Below are 14,655 nucleotides of genomic sequence, written 5' to 3' on the forward strand. Positions count from 1 at the left end.
ATGACCATGATGACCATGATGACCATGATGACCATGATGACCATGATGACCATGATGACCATGATGACCATGATGACCATGATGACGGGGAACATGACGAACACGCCCATGGCAAGCACGATCCGCATTCTTGGTTGTCCCCGCAAAACGCAATGACATGGATGAACGTGATTGCTGGCGAACTGTCCGCTGCAGATCCAGAAAACGCTGGCGCGTATTTCGCGAACGCAGCTGCGGGTCGCGGTGAAATCGAGGCGGCGATGGCTGAAGCAAATGCCACACTAGACCCTGTTCGTGGCGGCAATTTTGTCGTGTTCCACGATGCTTACCAGTACTTCGAAAACGATTTTGATTTTCCAGCGGCGGGCGCGATTTCCATCGGCGACGCGACTGATCCAAGCCCCGCACGTATCGCGGAAATTCAGGCCCGCATTTCTGACGAAGGCATCGATTGCGTTTTTGCGGAACCTCAGTTCAACCCCGGCCTCATTGCAACGGTCCTAAATGGCGTCGATGCAGAAACGGGTGTTCTTGACCCACTCGGGTCACACCTGGAAGCAGGCCCTGCGTTGTATCCGCAACTTATTCTAGACATGTCCACGGCTCTCGCTGAGTGCATGTAAAGACATCGATCCCGTCGGGATTGGAATAAAAACAGGTGGCGCGGGGTTATCGCGCCACCAACATTTAAGTGTTAGCCTTTTGGTACAGCGTCAAAATCTCTGGCGTCGTGGCGCTCACGGAGTTGTTCGCTGTCTTCGCCCCACGCCCGATTGACCATGCGGCCCCGCACGTAAGCAGGCCGAGACATCACATCATCCGCCCAACGGTTCACGTTCTCATAGCTTTCAACATCCAAGAATTCGGCCGCGTCATAGACTGTACCTTTGACCAACGAACCGTACCAAGGGGCCGTTGCCATATCGGCAATCGTATATTCACTGCCCGCAATATAACGGTTCTCTTCGAGTTGTTGATCCAACACATCCAACTGACGCTTTGCTTCCATCGCGAAACGGTTGATCGGGTATTCGAATTTCTCCGGCGCATATTTGTAAAAATGGCCAAAGCCACCGCCAAGATACGGTGCCGACCCTTGAAGCCAAAACAGCCAATTCAAGGTTTCTGTGCGGCCTTCAATGTCACGTGGTAGGAACGCCCGAAACTTCTCGGCCAAATAAAGCAGGATCGCACCGCTTTCGAACACACGAACACCCGTGGATTTATCGAACAGCGCCGGGATTTTTGAATTCGGATTAAGATCCACGAACCCACTTGAGAATTGATCGCCTTCACCGATGTCTATGTACCATGCGTCGTAATCGGCAGCGTAGCCTTTGGCCAACAGTTCTTCCAACATCACGGTAACTTTGACGCCGTTTGGCGTGGCCATGGAGTGCAATTGCAGGGGATGTTTGCCGCTTGGTAGGTCCTTGTCATGGGTTGGGCCCGCCGTTGGGCGGTTGGTGCTGGCGAATTGCCCGCCATTCTCAGAATCCCAAGTCCAGACTTTCGGGGGCGTATAGGTCATGTGCGCGTCCTTGAATGTGTGCGGCCAAGCTACGAGTCTTGGCGGGAGGTGCAATGGGGGAGCCAGCTTTTTGCACGAAAACGTGTGTTCGTATTAATATTCTAACCGAGATGATCACAAATTCTACTGGATCAGGTCGCCGTTCTCATCACGTTCTACAAGCGTCGACCAAACCTCAGCCTCAGGGACTTCGGGCGGGGTCTCGCAAGTTCTACGATGAATATTCACTTTGCTCATGAAGTTGGCCGAGATTGGCGCCGTCACAAACAGAAAGGCCATAATCAAAAGCTCATGAACCGAACCGTCGTGAAATACCCACGAATTCGTAACGGACGCTAAGAGCAAAGCACCAATTCCCATGGTGCCGACTTTGGTTGGCGCGTGAAGGCGGGTCATGGGATCGGGAAGCTTCACAAGACCGATTGCGCCGACCAACATGAAAAACGCCCCGATCAACAGGAAGAGTGCAACGGCGTAGGTTCCGATAACTTGCATTGTCATTCGATGATGTCCCCCCGTAACACAAAGCGCGCATAGGCCACGGTTGATACAAAACCAAGCATTGCAATAATCAAAGCGGCTTCGAAATACAGGCGTGTCCCTTGGGACATGCCAACCAGCACGATTAGACCAATTGCATTCACGACCATAGTATCAAGGGCAAGAATGCGATCCCCGGTATTTGGCCCAATCACCAAACGAACCAGCGCAAGCAATTGCGAAATCGCGACTGCTGCAAAGGCCAATGTCATAGCCCAACTTAGAAATTCGGAAGCAAGCATCATACGAAAATCTCCTTTAGTCGGGCTTCGTAGCGTGACTTGATGTCATCGCGAACAGCATCGGGATCAGGTGCATCCAGTGCGTGCACCAGTAGGTAGTGACCAGTATTAGAAATATCGGCAGAGACGGTCCCAGGGGTCAAAGTAATCGTACCAGCCAAGACGGTAATCGCTTCGGGTTGGCGTAGGTCCAACGGAACGACGACCCAAGCGGGCCGTAGATTGCGGTTGCGCCGCGTGAGAACGATCCATGCCACCTGAACGTTTGCCACCATGATATCCCACAACACCAGCAAGACATAAGGGATCATTCGCCCCATGCGGAAACTACGAGGCCGATCAGGCCACCAAGCAGCAAAGGCGCGCGGGATGATAATCCCAAGGATCAGCCCGAACACAGCCATGCCGTAGCTGAAATCGTTTTGTAGGATCAACCAAACCACAGCCAAAAGCAAAGTCATCAGCGGGTGCGGGAACAACCAATTAAATACGGAACGCATCATGTCAGTGATCCTCCGACGCGTCAGGCGTGCTTAGTTTACCCTCGGTTTCAAGTACGATCGAGATGTAGGGTTCGGGTTCAAACAATTGAGCGGCAGTAGCCGTCATAAAGGACTGCGCATAGCCGCCCAGTACTGAATGGGCCACGAGAAGCGCCAGCAACCCGCCAACAGCCACATAGGCCAATGGGTTGGCGGATGACGTCGGCTCAGCTTGTTCGTCCATAGTGACGCCTTTGGCTTTCCAGAACACAACACTGCCCGCACGGGAAAACCCGACAATCGCGATCAAGCTGGAACAAAGGATAACAGCCCAGATGGTTACATTCATTGTGTGGTCTCTTGCTGCATCAAGGATCAACAGCTTGCCTAAGAAACCAGACAGCGGCGGCAAACCTGTCATCGCAATCGCCGCCGCAAAGAACAGCGCCGAGGTCAGCGCAGCACCTGCCACCGGCGGAAGTGCAGTTAAGTTTAGGGATGCACGGTTGGATTTCACGAGGTCCACAATCAGGAACAGGGCCGCGCCCGCCAGCGTCGAATGCACGATGTAGTACAACGCGGCAGCGATACCTTCCGGTGTCATCAATGATATAGCGACCATCACCATCCCCATGGATCCGATCACGGCAAAGGCAACCAGACGGTCCAGCTTCTTGGCTGCTAGAACTCCGATCATACCCAGCGCAACAGTTAAGAGCGCCGCCGGAAGCAACCAAACATCATAAAGACCTGCTGTCGTTTCTAAGTCCGGTGGGAAGATCAATGTGTAGACACGGATCATCGCATAGGCGCCGACCTTGGTCATGATCGCAAACAGCGCCGCTACAGGGCCTGGTGCTTCTGCGTAGCTGGACGGCAGCCAGAAATGCAGCGGGACAAGCGCAGCTTTGACGGCGAAAACCAGCAGCAACAGTACAGCCGCCACTCGAATACCGACCGTCGCGTCCGCACCGATCATATCAGCCCGAACGGCAAGGTCCGCCATATTGAGCGTGCCAGTCTCGGCATAGAGCGACCCGAGCGCGAACAAGAACAGCGTCGATGCTAGAAGGTTGTAAAGAACGTATTGGACACCTGCGCGCAGGCGATCATTGCCGCCCGCATGGATCATCAGACCGTAGGACGCGATCAGCATCACCTCGAAGAAGACGAACAGGTTAAACAAATCGCCCGTCAGGAAAGCGCCCATGATCCCCATCAATTGGAACTGGAACAGCGCGTGGAAATGCCAGCCGCGATCATCCCAACCGGATCCAATCGCATAAAGCAGCACAAAGAGAGCCAGAACCGCCGTGAGCAGGACCATAAGGACCGACAGGCGATCCCCCACCAGCACAATGCCAAAGGGAGCAGCCCAATCGCCTAGTTGATACAACAGGATCGTGCCATCAGATACAGTCACAAACAACGAGGCCGCGATGGCAATAAGCGCCACGACACCGGCCAGTGAAAACACCCGCTGGATACCAATATGATACCGTGCCGCCAGCACGATAAACGGCGCCAACATGGCCGGAAGAACAACAGGGGCAATGATCCAATGGGTCATGCTTCGCCCTCCTGATCTGTCTCGGTGGGGTCATCTACGCTATCGTTATTTGTCCCCAGATAAGCGCCCAAGGAAATCATCACGACAACGGCTGTCATCCCAAATGAAATCACGATGGCTGTCAGAACAAGCGCTTGCGGAACTGGGTCGGCGTAGACATCAACACCATCGCGCAAGATCGGTGCTGATCCGATGGTCAAACGACCGGACGCGAACAAAAAGACGTTCACGGCATAGGTCAGTAGCGAAATACCCATAATGACTGGGAAGGTCCGCAATCGCATGACCAAATACATGCCGGCGGCGGTCAGAATCCCCACAGCTGAGGCAACAAGGACTTCCATGTTACACGCCCTCCTGAGCAGAAGGTTCAAGATCAGTTATGATCGACTTTGACGGATCAACGTCCATTGGTTCGTCGCTGTCTTTGACATGGGCCCGTCGCGCAAGGCGCGAGAAGCTTTCGAGCGACAACATCACAGCACCTGAGACAGCCAGGAACACGCCAAGGTCAAACAATGCCGCGGTGGCCAATTCGAACTTTTCAAATGGCGGAATGCGCACGTAAGTAAAATCAGACGTCAGGAATGGCTTCCCAAAGAACCATGCACCGATACCCGTCAGGCCAGCCACAAGGACACCAGCCCCGATTACACCGTGATACGGCCAGCGCACGCGGTCTTGGGCCCAGCCAAACCCGCTTGCCATGTATTGCATGATTATACCGATCGACACGATCAGGCCTGCGATAAACCCGCCACCTGGTTCGTTGTGGCCGCGCAGGAAGACGTAGAAACCAACCAGCAGCACGACCGGGAAAATGACTCGTGTCAGAATAACCATCATCATTGGATGTTGGGTGCCTGACAAAGGCTTATCTGGTTTGCGATTTAGCAGGCGCGCGCGCACCGGGCCGTTCAGCAATGCCTCAGTAAGCGCGTAGATCAAAAGCGCCGCGATCCCGAGTACGATGATTTCGCCAAAGGTATCAAAGCCACGGAAATCAACGAGGATCACGTTGACCACATTGGTCCCGCCGCCGCCCTTATACGAATTGGCGAGATGGAACTCGGAAATCGGCGCCGCGACCGCATCGCGCAGCAGGTAATGATACGTCAGAGCCATTGTCGAAAGTCCGGCAGCCCCCGCAACGACGACATCACGACCGCGTCGAAGGAACGAGGATTCAATTGGCGTTTGATTGGGCAAAAAGTTGAGCGCCAAGAGCAACAGGATGATGGTGACAACTTCAACAGTGATTTGCGTCATCGCCAGATCAGGTGCGCTAAGAAAGATGAATGCGATAGAAACCATCAGACCGACAATACCGATCAAGATCAAAGCCAACAGGCGGTTATGGTGCATTGCGGCCAATCCAATGGTTGCCGCAACAAGCATAATCCAGCACGCAATTTCAACCCAACCTACGGGCTGGACCGCTCGTGTAACTTCGCCCAACACACCTGTCGCCCACGCGTGATATCCAGCCGCAACAACCGCAACGCCAAAGATCATCGAATAGCGCGTGAAGGCGCCGTTGTGCAGCGGGTGAATGATCATCTTCGCGTACATCACAAACGCCCCGATGATTTCATCAAAGATCGCCTTCGCTTCTGGCCGTGGCGTGGCTTCCCATAGGCGCGACAGTGGTTTGAACATCGCCAATACAATCAAGCCACCAACAACAGCAACGATCGACATATACAGCGGCGTGACAAAGCCGTGCCAGATTTTGATGTGGGCCTCCGGGACTTCTGCCGTGCTGCCTAAAACTGCAGCCGTCACGATTTTCACGAAGTCTTCGACCAAGAAAGGTGCCACACCGATAACCACAACCAACACCACAAGGATCGCAGGTGGCAACCACAGGCCTGCACCGGGATCATGGGGTTTAGCGGGATAGCTTTCAGGGTCACGTTTCTTACCAAGGAACGTGTGGCCGATCAGACGGAAACAATAGGCCGCAGAAAAAAGCGATCCAAACGTTGCCAAAGCAGGCACAAGCCATTCAGGACCAAACAGGTAAGTGTGCTCCATCTCTTCGAGCATCATTTCCTTGGACAAGAAGCCGTTCAGGAACGGGATACCCGCCATAGACAACGCGGCAAGAGTCGCGATGACAAAAGTGATCGGCATCAGATGACGCAGGCCCCCAAGGATACGGATGTCACGGGTTTTGGTTTCATGATCGATGATGCCTGCGGACATGAACAACGCCGCCTTAAACGTCGCGTGGTTCAGAATATGGAACATCGCGGCGAAGGCACCAAACGCGGTGCCCGTGCCCAGCAACATCGTAATCAGGCCAAGGTGGGACACGGTTGAAAACGCAAGCAGCGCTTTCAGGTCATGCTTGAACAGCGCAATCACAGCGCCAAGGATCATCGTGATAAGGCCCGCCGTAGTCACGATATAGAACCATTCAGGCGAACCTGACAGCACCGGCCAAGTCCGCGCCATCAGGAAAATACCCGCTTTGACCATCGTCGCCGAATGCAGATAGGCCGATACTGGCGTCGGTGCCGCCATGGCGTGGGGCAGCCAAAAATGGAACGGGAATTGCGCCGACTTGGTGAAAGCCCCTGTCAGGATCAACAACAATGCAGGTACATACATCGGGTCAGCTTGGATCAAATCACGATGCTGCAGGATAACGCTCAGGTCATAAGACCCGACGATATTGCCCAAGATCAGCATACCACCGATCATCGCAAGGCCACCCATGCCCGTCACAGTCAAGGCCATGCGCGCGCCTTGGCGACCTGCCTCGAGGTGTTTCCAATAGCCGATCAGCAGGAAAGACGACAGTGACGTAAGTTCCCAGAAGATCAGCAAAAGCAGGATGTTATCAGACAAAACAATGCCGACCATCGCACCTTGGAACAACAACAGGTAGGTAAAGAACTCACCCATATTGTCTTCACGGGCCAGATAAAACCGGGCGTAGGCGATAATCAGAAGGCCGATCCCGAGGATCAAAAGTGCAAAGAAGAACCCAAGCCCGTCCAGCATCAACGTAACATTCAGCCCAAGTTCAGGGAACCAATTGAACCCCGTCTGCACGAGTTCCCCCGCCAAAACGGCAGGAAGGTTTGTCAAAAGGCCAATGAAAGCAGCAAGCGTCACAGTGAACGTCACTCCGCCCACGGCCTGACGACCGGCTGAGTTCATCACACCTGGTAACAACGCACCGAGGAATGGCAAAGCAACGATAAGGAAAAGGGACACGTGAGCTCCTGATCTGGGGACCGTAAAGTTTGGCCTTTTTGGGTCAGATTAAGGCGATCCTCAAGCGAAACCGGAAGTTTTCTAGAAAAATCCAACCAGAAACAGTCAATTTTTCGTCAAACCCTCCGGCGAACCTGCCCTAAGCCTTCAGACCATAGCCCGAGAACGCCTCTAAGGTCTCTGCGATATCCAGTTCTGTAAGCAAGACAGGGGAGCCGTTCTGTTCGGCCAGCAGGAGCACTTGAGCAAGGGTTTCGAGTTCTTGCATCCGCCACAGGGCTTTGTCCAATGTAACTCCAAGCGTCAGTGCGCCGTGATTTGCCATCAGGCAGCCGTCACGGGACTGAACAGCATTCGCGACCATATTGGACAAATCAGCCGTGCCAAAGCGCGCATAGCCCGTGCAAGGGACATCGGCCCCGCCAAAGGCCGCGATCATATAATGAACGGGCGGAATGGCGCGCCGCTGGATGGCAACCGCCGTGGCGTGGGCTGGATGGGCGTGAACGACGGCGTTGGAATCTGGGCGGGCATTTAGGGCGGCTTGGTGGAATTGCCATTCGGTCGACGGGTTTTGATCTGGGGTGGGATCACCTTTTAGCGGCAGCTTGCAGATCATATTTGGCGTCATGTCCGCATAGGGGACGGCACTTGGGGTGATCAGCATTCCATCCCCCACCCGCACAGAGATGTTCCCCGACGTGCCTTGGTTCAGGCCGCTGCTTTGCATCCAAAGGCAGCCGTCAATGATAGATTGGCGAAGCGCGGTGCTGTCTTGCATGATCTATCCCGCGAGATCTGGGAACATGGACGTCAGCCCGTCTTCCGACGCAGGCGCAATGCCGCGTTCGGTGATGAGTCCGCTCACAAGTCGTGCAGGCGTGACATCAAACGCCGGGTTGCCGCCGGTTGTTCCATCGGGGGTAACTTGCACGTCGCTGATTTCACCTGTGTCGCTGCGACCCATAATATGTGTGATTTCGCGGGATCCGCGATCCTCGATAGGGATGTCAGCCACTCCATCGGACACAGTCCAGTCAATCGTTGGGGACGGCAGGGCAACATAGAACGGCACGCCATTGTCATGAGCGGCTAGCGCCTTGAGGTAGGTTCCAATTTTATTGCACACGTCCCCTGCCCGCGTCGTGCGGTCGGTTCCGGTAATCACAAGGTCCACCTGCCCATGCTGCATCAGATGCCCACCGGCATTGTCAGTGATGTAAGTGTGCGGGATTCCGTGGCTGCCCAGTTCCCAAGATGTCAAAGCACCCTGATTTCGCGGTCGTGTTTCATCGACCCAGATATGCAACGGAATGCCCGCATCATGAGCGTGATACATTGGGCTTGTCGCAGTTCCCCAATCTACAGTGGCGATCCAGCCTGCATTGCAATGGGTGAGAATACGAACCGGTTCACCTGCGGGTTTCTTGGCGGCGATATCTTTGATCAGCTTGAGACCGTTCAATCCGATATTGCGGTTGATCTCGACATCCTCATCCGCAATCACATGCGCGAGGGATAGGGCAGCGGCGGCGCGATCGACCTCTGACAAAGGCGCAAGTGCGGCACGGCATCGGTTTAGTGCCCAACGCAGGTTGATCGCCGTGGGGCGCGTTGCGTGCAACACGTCCCATGCAGTGTCCATATGCGCGTTACTTGGGTCCAATTTCATTGCCAGCGCCATGCCATAAGCCGCCGTCGCCCCAATCAATGGCGCCCCGCGCACCCGCATCTGCACGATCGCATCAACGAAATCCTGAATCGTCGTGACCGATTGCACACGGAAGTCATGCGGCAACCAGCGTTGGTCGATGATTTGCAACTCACCCTTATCCCCATCCCACCAAAGCGAGCGATAGGGCGTACCGTTCACTTTCATCAGACACCCTCGACGATTTTATAATCGCGTTCGGATGCCGGCAGCCCATAAGACAGGGCCTCTTGATATTCTGGACCGTGGTAAAACGTCTTAGCAGTTTCCATGTCGGCAAAGCGAATGATGACGCAGCGGGCGCGAGTCGTGCCCTCGAATACTTCTACTTCACCACCGCGGGCCAGAAACTCACCACCATATTTTGCGACCGCTGGTCCGGCGAGCTCGGCATATTTGGCGTATTGATCTGCATCCTTAACGTCCACTTGGACAATCGCGTAGGCGGGCATTGGCGGCTCCTGATGTTTTAATTGTGATGTCATCTTAGGCACTCGCGCCTTCGCGTCCATCAAAACCTCTGGATAAACAAAAGACTGCGTGTTTCAAAAATTTTACCGTTTGATAAAAAAATAAACTGTGCCATGCTCAACCTGTGATCGACGACGGAGTTGCTATGAATTCGCCTTACACAACCGGAATTGCGGCATCGCGCCTTGGCGCTGATGAACTGGCCGAAAACTTCGGTGATCTGCATGCGCCCTTTGATGCGCACGAAGCCTCGGTGGCCGCAGATCGCTGTTACTTTTGCCATGATGCCCCCTGCATTACAGCCTGCCCTACGGATATCGATATCCCGTTGTTCATTCGCCAGATTGCGACTGGAACACCCGAAGCAGCCGCAAAAACCATTTTTGACCAGAACATTCTGGGTGGCATGTGTGCCCGCGTTTGCCCCACCGAGGATTTGTGCGAACAAGCCTGCGTTCGCGAATTGGCCGAAGGAAAACCCGTCGAAATTGGCCGCTTGCAACGTTTCGCAACGGACCGCGTGATGGACCAAGGCGTAATGCCGTTCACCCGTGCCGCCCCGAGCGGCAAGAAAATCGCTGTTGTTGGCGCGGGCCCCGCTGGACTGTCCTGTGCACACCGCCTTGCAATGTTGGGGCATGATGTCACCGTCTATGATGCAAACCCAAAAGCCGGCGGACTTAATGAATACGGTATCGCCGCCTATAAATCGACGGATGACTTTGCCGCGCGGGAAGTTGACTGGCTTATGTCCATCGGCGGAATCGAGATTAAGACAAACATGGCCTTGGGCGATGATCTGAAGATTGATGATCTGGTTGGGTGTTTTGCAGCTGTATTCTTGGCCATTGGCCTTGGCGGCGTGAACGCGCTTGGCCTGACGGTCCAAGGTGAACAAGGCCACGTCGTAAGTGATGCTGTCGATTTCATCGAAGAGCTGCGCCAGACAAACGATCTAACGGATCTGCATATTGGTCGGAATGTCGTTGTAATCGGGGGCGGTATGACTGCTGTTGATGCTGCGGTGCAAGCCAAGCTCCTTGGCGCCGAAAACGTGACAATTGCTTATCGACGCGGTCGCGACGGCATGAGCGCGAGCACTTATGAACAAGACCTCGCAACGTCCAAAGGGGTGAAGCTGTTGTTCAACCTCCAGCCCAAAGCGATCCGTGGCGTTGGCGATGCGACCGAAATTGAACTCGAATACACCAAGGTCGATGACGGCAAGCTGGTCGGTACTGGTGAAATGCGCCGGCTACCCGCAGACCAAGTGTTCCGCGCCATTGGCCAGACATTGGACACGGATGCCGGACTAAAAGTTGAGGGCCGCAAGATCGCCGTGACTGGTGCAGGCCGAACGAGCCGCGCTGGAGTTTGGGCGGGTGGCGACTGCGCAGCGGGAGGCGATGACCTCACGGTAACGGCGGTGGCCGAAGGCCGCGACGCGGCCATGGATATTCATAGCACTTTGATGGGGGATGCATAAATGGCTGACCTAACAACCGACTTTCTAGGAATCAAAAGCCCGAATCCGTTTTGGTTGGCCTCTGCGCCACCAACGGACAAGGAATACAACGTTCGACGCGCATTCGAGGCCGGATGGGGTGGCGTTGTCTGGAAAACCTTGGGGGGCGAAGGTCCGCCTATCGTAAACGTCAACGGCCCACGCTACGGCGTGATTTACGGCGCGGATCGCCGTGTTCTCGGCATCAACAACATCGAATTGATCACCGATCGCGACCTTTACACCAACCTTGAGGAAATCAAACGGGTTAAGGCGGACTACCCTGATCGCGCCATAATCGTATCGATCATGGTCCCTTGTGAGGAGGAAGCATGGAAAGCGATTTTGCCGCTGGTCGAGGATACCGGCGCTGACGGGATCGAGCTTAACTTTGGTTGCCCGCATGGGATGGCCGAACGCGGCATGGGCAGCGCCGTGGGCCAAGTGCCCGAATACATCGAAATGGTCACGCGCTGGTGCAAACAGTATTATTCCAAGCCCGTAATCGTGAAACTGACACCTAACATCACCGACATTCGCAAGCCCGCAGCTGCGGCGATGCGCGGCGGGGCGGACGCGGTCAGTCTGATCAACACGATCAACTCGATCACCTCTGTGAACCTCGACACCATGTCACCAGAGCCGAGCATCGATGGCAAAGGCACCCACGGCGGCTATTGCGGCCCTGCCGTAAAACCAATCGCGATGTCGATGGTCTCCGAGATTGCCCGCAATCCTGAAACCGCTGGCCTGCCGATTTCCGGTATTGGCGGTGTCACCACGTGGCGCGATGCGGCGGAATATATCACGCTGGGCTGTGGCAACGTGCAAGTTTGCACAGCGGCGATGACCTACGGCTTCAAGATCGTTCAGGAAATGATTTCTGGTCTGTCGCAGTGGATGGACGAAAAGGGCCATACATCCATTCAGGATTTCATGGGGGCGGCCGTGCCTAACACGACTGATTGGCAGTACCTGAACCTCAACTATATCGCCAAGGCGCAGATCAATCAGGATGACTGTATTTCCTGTGGTCGCTGTTACGCCGCCTGCGAAGACACGTCCCACCAAGCGATTGCGATGTCAGAAGACCGCACATTTACCGTGATCGATGAGGAATGTGTTGCTTGTAACCTTTGCGTCGATGTTTGCCCTGTCGAGAACTGCATCACCATGGTTGCGATGGAGCCTGGCACAATCGATCCGCGAACAGGCAAAGTTGTCGAAAAGGACTACGCCAACTGGACAACGCACCCAAACAACCCGTCAGCAACAGCGGCGGAATAGACCCGTATTTCCCCTGAGACTTGGCCGGCACATCCGCGTGTCGGCCAGTTTTTTGACTGCGCTAGGGTGTCAGCAACCCACGCAACATCGCATCCAAATGTTTTTCAGCGCCATCGAACGGGTCTACTTCCCCGAGAATGGCCCGCACCTGAACATCAAAATCCGCGTAGTGCTGGGTCAGCGCCCAAATCGAAAAAATGAGGTGGTAGGGGTCAACGTCTTTGATCCGTCCATCCGCGACCCAGCCGTTGATCACCACGGCGATTTCATCAACCAATTCGCGCAACTCGCCATGCAGCACATCCCCGATGCGCGGCGCACCTTGGATAATCTCATTGGCAAACAATCGGCTTTCGCGCGGAAAATGCTGAGACATATCCAATTTGCGTTTCGCATAGGCAAACAATTCATCAACAGGATCACCTTGCGGATCGAGTTCGCGAAGCGGCTCAAGCCAGTTTTCAAGAAGCTTAGCCAAAAGGGACGTGTAGATCGCTTCTTTAGAGCGGAAATAGTACAGTAAATTGGGTTTTGAGAGGCCTGCTTCGTCGGCGACTTGATCCAGTGTTGAGCCGCGAAACCCGAACTGTGAAAAAACCAAAAGTCCCGCATCTAGAATCGCTGCTTGGTTCTTTTTTTGAATACGCGTGTCAGGTTTGTTCATAGGGGCTGCTTTTCGGACGATAGGGCGCAAAAACTAGTCAATACCAACCCTGTTTAGCGACTGTCGGTTTATAAAGTAAGCAAATTCCTTGACTAGGTAGGGACCTCTGGTAGCCTGCCTTTGACCAGTTGGTCAAATTATTGCCAGCCACTATTGGGAGATCAATATGCCAGCCGCAGGAGAAAACCTTCGCATTGATGGGGCGCGCCTTTGGGACAGCCTCATGGAGATGGCCAAGATCGGCCCAGGTGTAGCTGGCGGCAACAACCGCCAGACCCTAACGGATGAAGATAGCGAAGGCCGCCACCTGTTTCAAAATTGGTGCGAGGCCGCGGGCATGACAATGGGCGTCGATGAAATCGGCAACATGTTTGCACGGCGCGAAGGCACGGACCCCGATGCCTTGCCAGTCTACGTCGGCTCGCATCTAGACACGCAGCCCACGGGTGGCAAATATGACGGTGTTTTGGGCGTACTGGGTGGGCTAGAAATCATCCGCACTATGAATGACCTCGACATCAAGACAAAGCACCCGATTGTTGTAACGAACTGGACCAACGAAGAAGGCACGCGGTTTGCCCCTGCGATGCTGGCCTCTGGCGTTTTCGCCGGAAAACACGACCTTGAATGGGCGCGCGACCGCGAAGATGCGCAGGGTAAGAAATTTGGTGATGAGCTAGAGCGCATCGGCTGGAAAGGTCCCGAAAAGGTTGGGGACCGCAAGATGCATGCGATGTTTGAATTGCACATCGAACAAGGTCCAATTCTAGAGGCCGAAAAGAAAGACATTGGCGTTGTCACCCACGGCCAAGGGCTGCGGTGGATCGAATGCACCGTGACAGGCAATGAAAGTCACACCGGCTCTACCCCGATGCATATGCGCAAAAACGCAGGGCGCGGATTGGCGCTTGTGACAGAACTGGTGCATGAGATCGCGATGGCGAACCAGCCCAATGCTGTTGGCGCGATCGGCCATATCGACGTCTACCCAAATTCGCGCAATGTGATCCCCGGCAAGGTGGTATTCACAGTCGATATGCGCACGCACCTGCTGGATAAGCTGAATGGCATGGTAGACGAATTCAATGCCCGGGCGCCAAAGCTGTGCGAAGATATTGGCGTAGAATTCTCATGCGAGATCGTCGGCCAATTCGACCCACCCGCCTTTGATGAAGGCTGCGTCAAGGCTGTGCGCGATGCAGCCGAACGGTTGGGCTATTCCCATATGGATATCATTTCCGGCGCGGGGCATGATGCCTGCTGGATCAATGATTTGTATCCCACATCGATGATCATGTGCCCTTGTGCGGATGGCTTGTCCCACCACGAAGCCGAAGAAATTTCGCAAGAATGGGCCACCGCGGGAACGGATGTACTGATGCACGCAGTTTTGGAGACGGCGGAGATCGTGACTTGAGAGCGGCC

At 54.7% G+C, this 14,655-nt stretch carries 15 protein-coding genes; 4 read left to right on the plus strand and 11 right to left on the minus strand.

The features are described from left to right. Nucleotides 1–623, plus strand: a 623-nt coding sequence (locus tag L0666_RS11075; protein ID WP_235261434.1) for a zinc ABC transporter substrate-binding protein, incomplete at its 5' end; no start/stop codon positions are given. Between the two features lie 71 nt (nucleotides 624–694). Here L0666_RS11075 and yghU read toward each other — a convergent pair. The 10 genes from yghU to L0666_RS11125 all read right to left on the minus strand — a co-directional run bounded on the left by yghU (nucleotide 695) and on the right by L0666_RS11125 (nucleotide 9,756). Next, on the minus strand, nucleotides 695–1,531 hold the full coding sequence (gene yghU / locus L0666_RS11080) for a glutathione-dependent disulfide-bond oxidoreductase (RefSeq protein WP_235261435.1): 837 nt from the start codon (nucleotides 1,529–1,531) through the stop codon (nucleotides 695–697). Between the two features lie 123 nt (nucleotides 1,532–1,654). Then, nucleotides 1,655–2,032 (minus strand): Na+/H+ antiporter subunit G, encoded by a 378-nt coding sequence (locus L0666_RS11085; protein WP_235261436.1) that lies wholly within the window; start codon nucleotides 2,030–2,032, stop codon nucleotides 1,655–1,657. After that, the gene (locus L0666_RS11090; RefSeq protein ID WP_235261437.1) at nucleotides 2,029–2,316 is read right to left on the minus strand and encodes a K+/H+ antiporter subunit F; all 288 of its coding nucleotides are present in this window, start codon (nucleotides 2,314–2,316) and stop codon (nucleotides 2,029–2,031) included. The genes L0666_RS11085 and L0666_RS11090 overlap by 4 nt, the downstream gene beginning before the upstream one ends. Further along, a complete protein-coding gene (locus L0666_RS11095) occupies nucleotides 2,313–2,813 on the minus strand; it encodes a Na+/H+ antiporter subunit E (protein ID WP_235262196.1) in 501 nt (166 codons plus the stop codon). The genes L0666_RS11090 and L0666_RS11095 overlap by 4 nt, the downstream gene beginning before the upstream one ends. Before the next feature lie 4 nt (nucleotides 2,814–2,817). After that, nucleotides 2,818–4,365 (minus strand): monovalent cation/H+ antiporter subunit D, encoded by a 1,548-nt coding sequence (locus L0666_RS11100; protein ID WP_235261438.1) that lies wholly within the window; start codon nucleotides 4,363–4,365, stop codon nucleotides 2,818–2,820. After that, entirely contained in the window at nucleotides 4,362–4,709 is a 348-nt protein-coding gene (locus tag L0666_RS11105) for a Na+/H+ antiporter subunit C (protein WP_235261439.1), read from the minus strand. Before L0666_RS11105 ends, L0666_RS11100 begins: the two co-directional genes overlap by 4 nt. Nucleotide 4,710: 1 nt before the next feature. Continuing rightward, a complete protein-coding gene (locus tag L0666_RS11110; RefSeq protein WP_235261440.1) occupies nucleotides 4,711–7,593 on the minus strand; it encodes a monovalent cation/H+ antiporter subunit A in 2,883 nt (960 codons plus the stop codon). A gap of 139 nt (nucleotides 7,594–7,732) precedes the next feature. Then, complete coding sequence (locus tag L0666_RS11115) at nucleotides 7,733–8,374, minus strand: class II aldolase/adducin family protein (protein ID WP_235261441.1); 642 nt, start codon at nucleotides 8,372–8,374, stop codon at nucleotides 7,733–7,735. 3 nt (nucleotides 8,375–8,377) lie between these two features. Then, on the minus strand, nucleotides 8,378–9,472 hold the full coding sequence (mtnA, locus tag L0666_RS11120) for an S-methyl-5-thioribose-1-phosphate isomerase (RefSeq protein WP_235261442.1): 1,095 nt from the start codon (nucleotides 9,470–9,472) through the stop codon (nucleotides 8,378–8,380). Next, a complete protein-coding gene (locus L0666_RS11125) occupies nucleotides 9,472–9,756 on the minus strand; it encodes a DUF1330 domain-containing protein (protein ID WP_235261443.1) in 285 nt (94 codons plus the stop codon). Before L0666_RS11125 ends, mtnA begins: the two co-directional genes overlap by 1 nt. A 164-nt stretch (nucleotides 9,757–9,920) precedes the next feature. Here L0666_RS11125 and L0666_RS11130 point away from each other — a divergent pair, with 164 nt between their 5' ends. Both L0666_RS11130 and preA read left to right on the plus strand, forming a co-directional pair. Further along, nucleotides 9,921–11,261: an NAD(P)-dependent oxidoreductase gene (locus L0666_RS11130; protein ID WP_235261444.1), complete on the plus strand. Its 1,341-nt coding sequence runs from the start codon at nucleotides 9,921–9,923 to the stop codon at nucleotides 11,259–11,261. Next, nucleotides 11,262–12,566 carry an NAD-dependent dihydropyrimidine dehydrogenase subunit PreA gene (gene preA / locus L0666_RS11135; RefSeq protein ID WP_235261445.1) on the plus strand — a complete coding sequence of 435 codons (1,305 nt, stop codon included), beginning with the start codon at nucleotides 11,262–11,264 and terminating at the stop codon, nucleotides 12,564–12,566. A 61-nt stretch (nucleotides 12,567–12,627) separates the two neighbouring features. Here preA and L0666_RS11140 read toward each other — a convergent pair whose 3' ends face one another. Continuing rightward, on the minus strand, nucleotides 12,628–13,230 hold the full coding sequence (locus L0666_RS11140; RefSeq protein ID WP_235261446.1) for a TetR family transcriptional regulator C-terminal domain-containing protein: 603 nt from the start codon (nucleotides 13,228–13,230) through the stop codon (nucleotides 12,628–12,630). A gap of 166 nt (nucleotides 13,231–13,396) precedes the next feature. Between L0666_RS11140 and L0666_RS11145 the strand changes: the two genes are divergently transcribed. Continuing rightward, the gene (locus L0666_RS11145; RefSeq protein ID WP_235261447.1) at nucleotides 13,397–14,647 is read left to right on the plus strand and encodes a Zn-dependent hydrolase; all 1,251 of its coding nucleotides are present in this window, start codon (nucleotides 13,397–13,399) and stop codon (nucleotides 14,645–14,647) included. The last annotated feature ends 8 nt before the right edge of the window (nucleotides 14,648–14,655 follow it).

It is taken from the genome of Octadecabacter algicola, assembly GCF_021532625.1.
Lineage (GTDB): Bacteria > Pseudomonadota > Alphaproteobacteria > Rhodobacterales > Rhodobacteraceae > Octadecabacter > Octadecabacter algicola.

Coding starts and splice junctions, on each gene's coding strand:
- L0666_RS11130 (WP_235261444.1), top strand. CDS start 9,921: ATGAATTCGCCTTACACAACCGGAATTGCGGCATCGCGCCTTGGCGCT.
- L0666_RS11100 (WP_235261438.1), bottom strand. CDS start 4,365: ATGACCCATTGGATCATTGCCCCTGTTGTTCTTCCGGCCATGTTGGCG.
- L0666_RS11140 (WP_235261446.1), bottom strand. CDS start 13,230: ATGAACAAACCTGACACGCGTATTCAAAAAAAGAACCAAGCAGCGATT.
- L0666_RS11145 (WP_235261447.1), top strand. CDS start 13,397: ATGCCAGCCGCAGGAGAAAACCTTCGCATTGATGGGGCGCGCCTTTGG.
- yghU (WP_235261435.1), bottom strand. CDS start 1,531: ATGACCTATACGCCCCCGAAAGTCTGGACTTGGGATTCTGAGAATGGC.
- L0666_RS11090 (WP_235261437.1), bottom strand. CDS start 2,316: ATGATGCTTGCTTCCGAATTTCTAAGTTGGGCTATGACATTGGCCTTT.
- L0666_RS11125 (WP_235261443.1), bottom strand. CDS start 9,756: ATGCCCGCCTACGCGATTGTCCAAGTGGACGTTAAGGATGCAGATCAA.
- mtnA (WP_235261442.1), bottom strand. CDS start 9,472: ATGAAAGTGAACGGTACGCCCTATCGCTCGCTTTGGTGGGATGGGGAT.
- L0666_RS11115 (WP_235261441.1), bottom strand. CDS start 8,374: ATGCAAGACAGCACCGCGCTTCGCCAATCTATCATTGACGGCTGCCTT.
- preA (WP_235261445.1), top strand. CDS start 11,262: ATGGCTGACCTAACAACCGACTTTCTAGGAATCAAAAGCCCGAATCCG.
- L0666_RS11085 (WP_235261436.1), bottom strand. CDS start 2,032: ATGACAATGCAAGTTATCGGAACCTACGCCGTTGCACTCTTCCTGTTG.
- L0666_RS11095 (WP_235262196.1), bottom strand. CDS start 2,813: ATGCGTTCCGTATTTAATTGGTTGTTCCCGCACCCGCTGATGACTTTG.
- L0666_RS11105 (WP_235261439.1), bottom strand. CDS start 4,709: ATGGAAGTCCTTGTTGCCTCAGCTGTGGGGATTCTGACCGCCGCCGGC.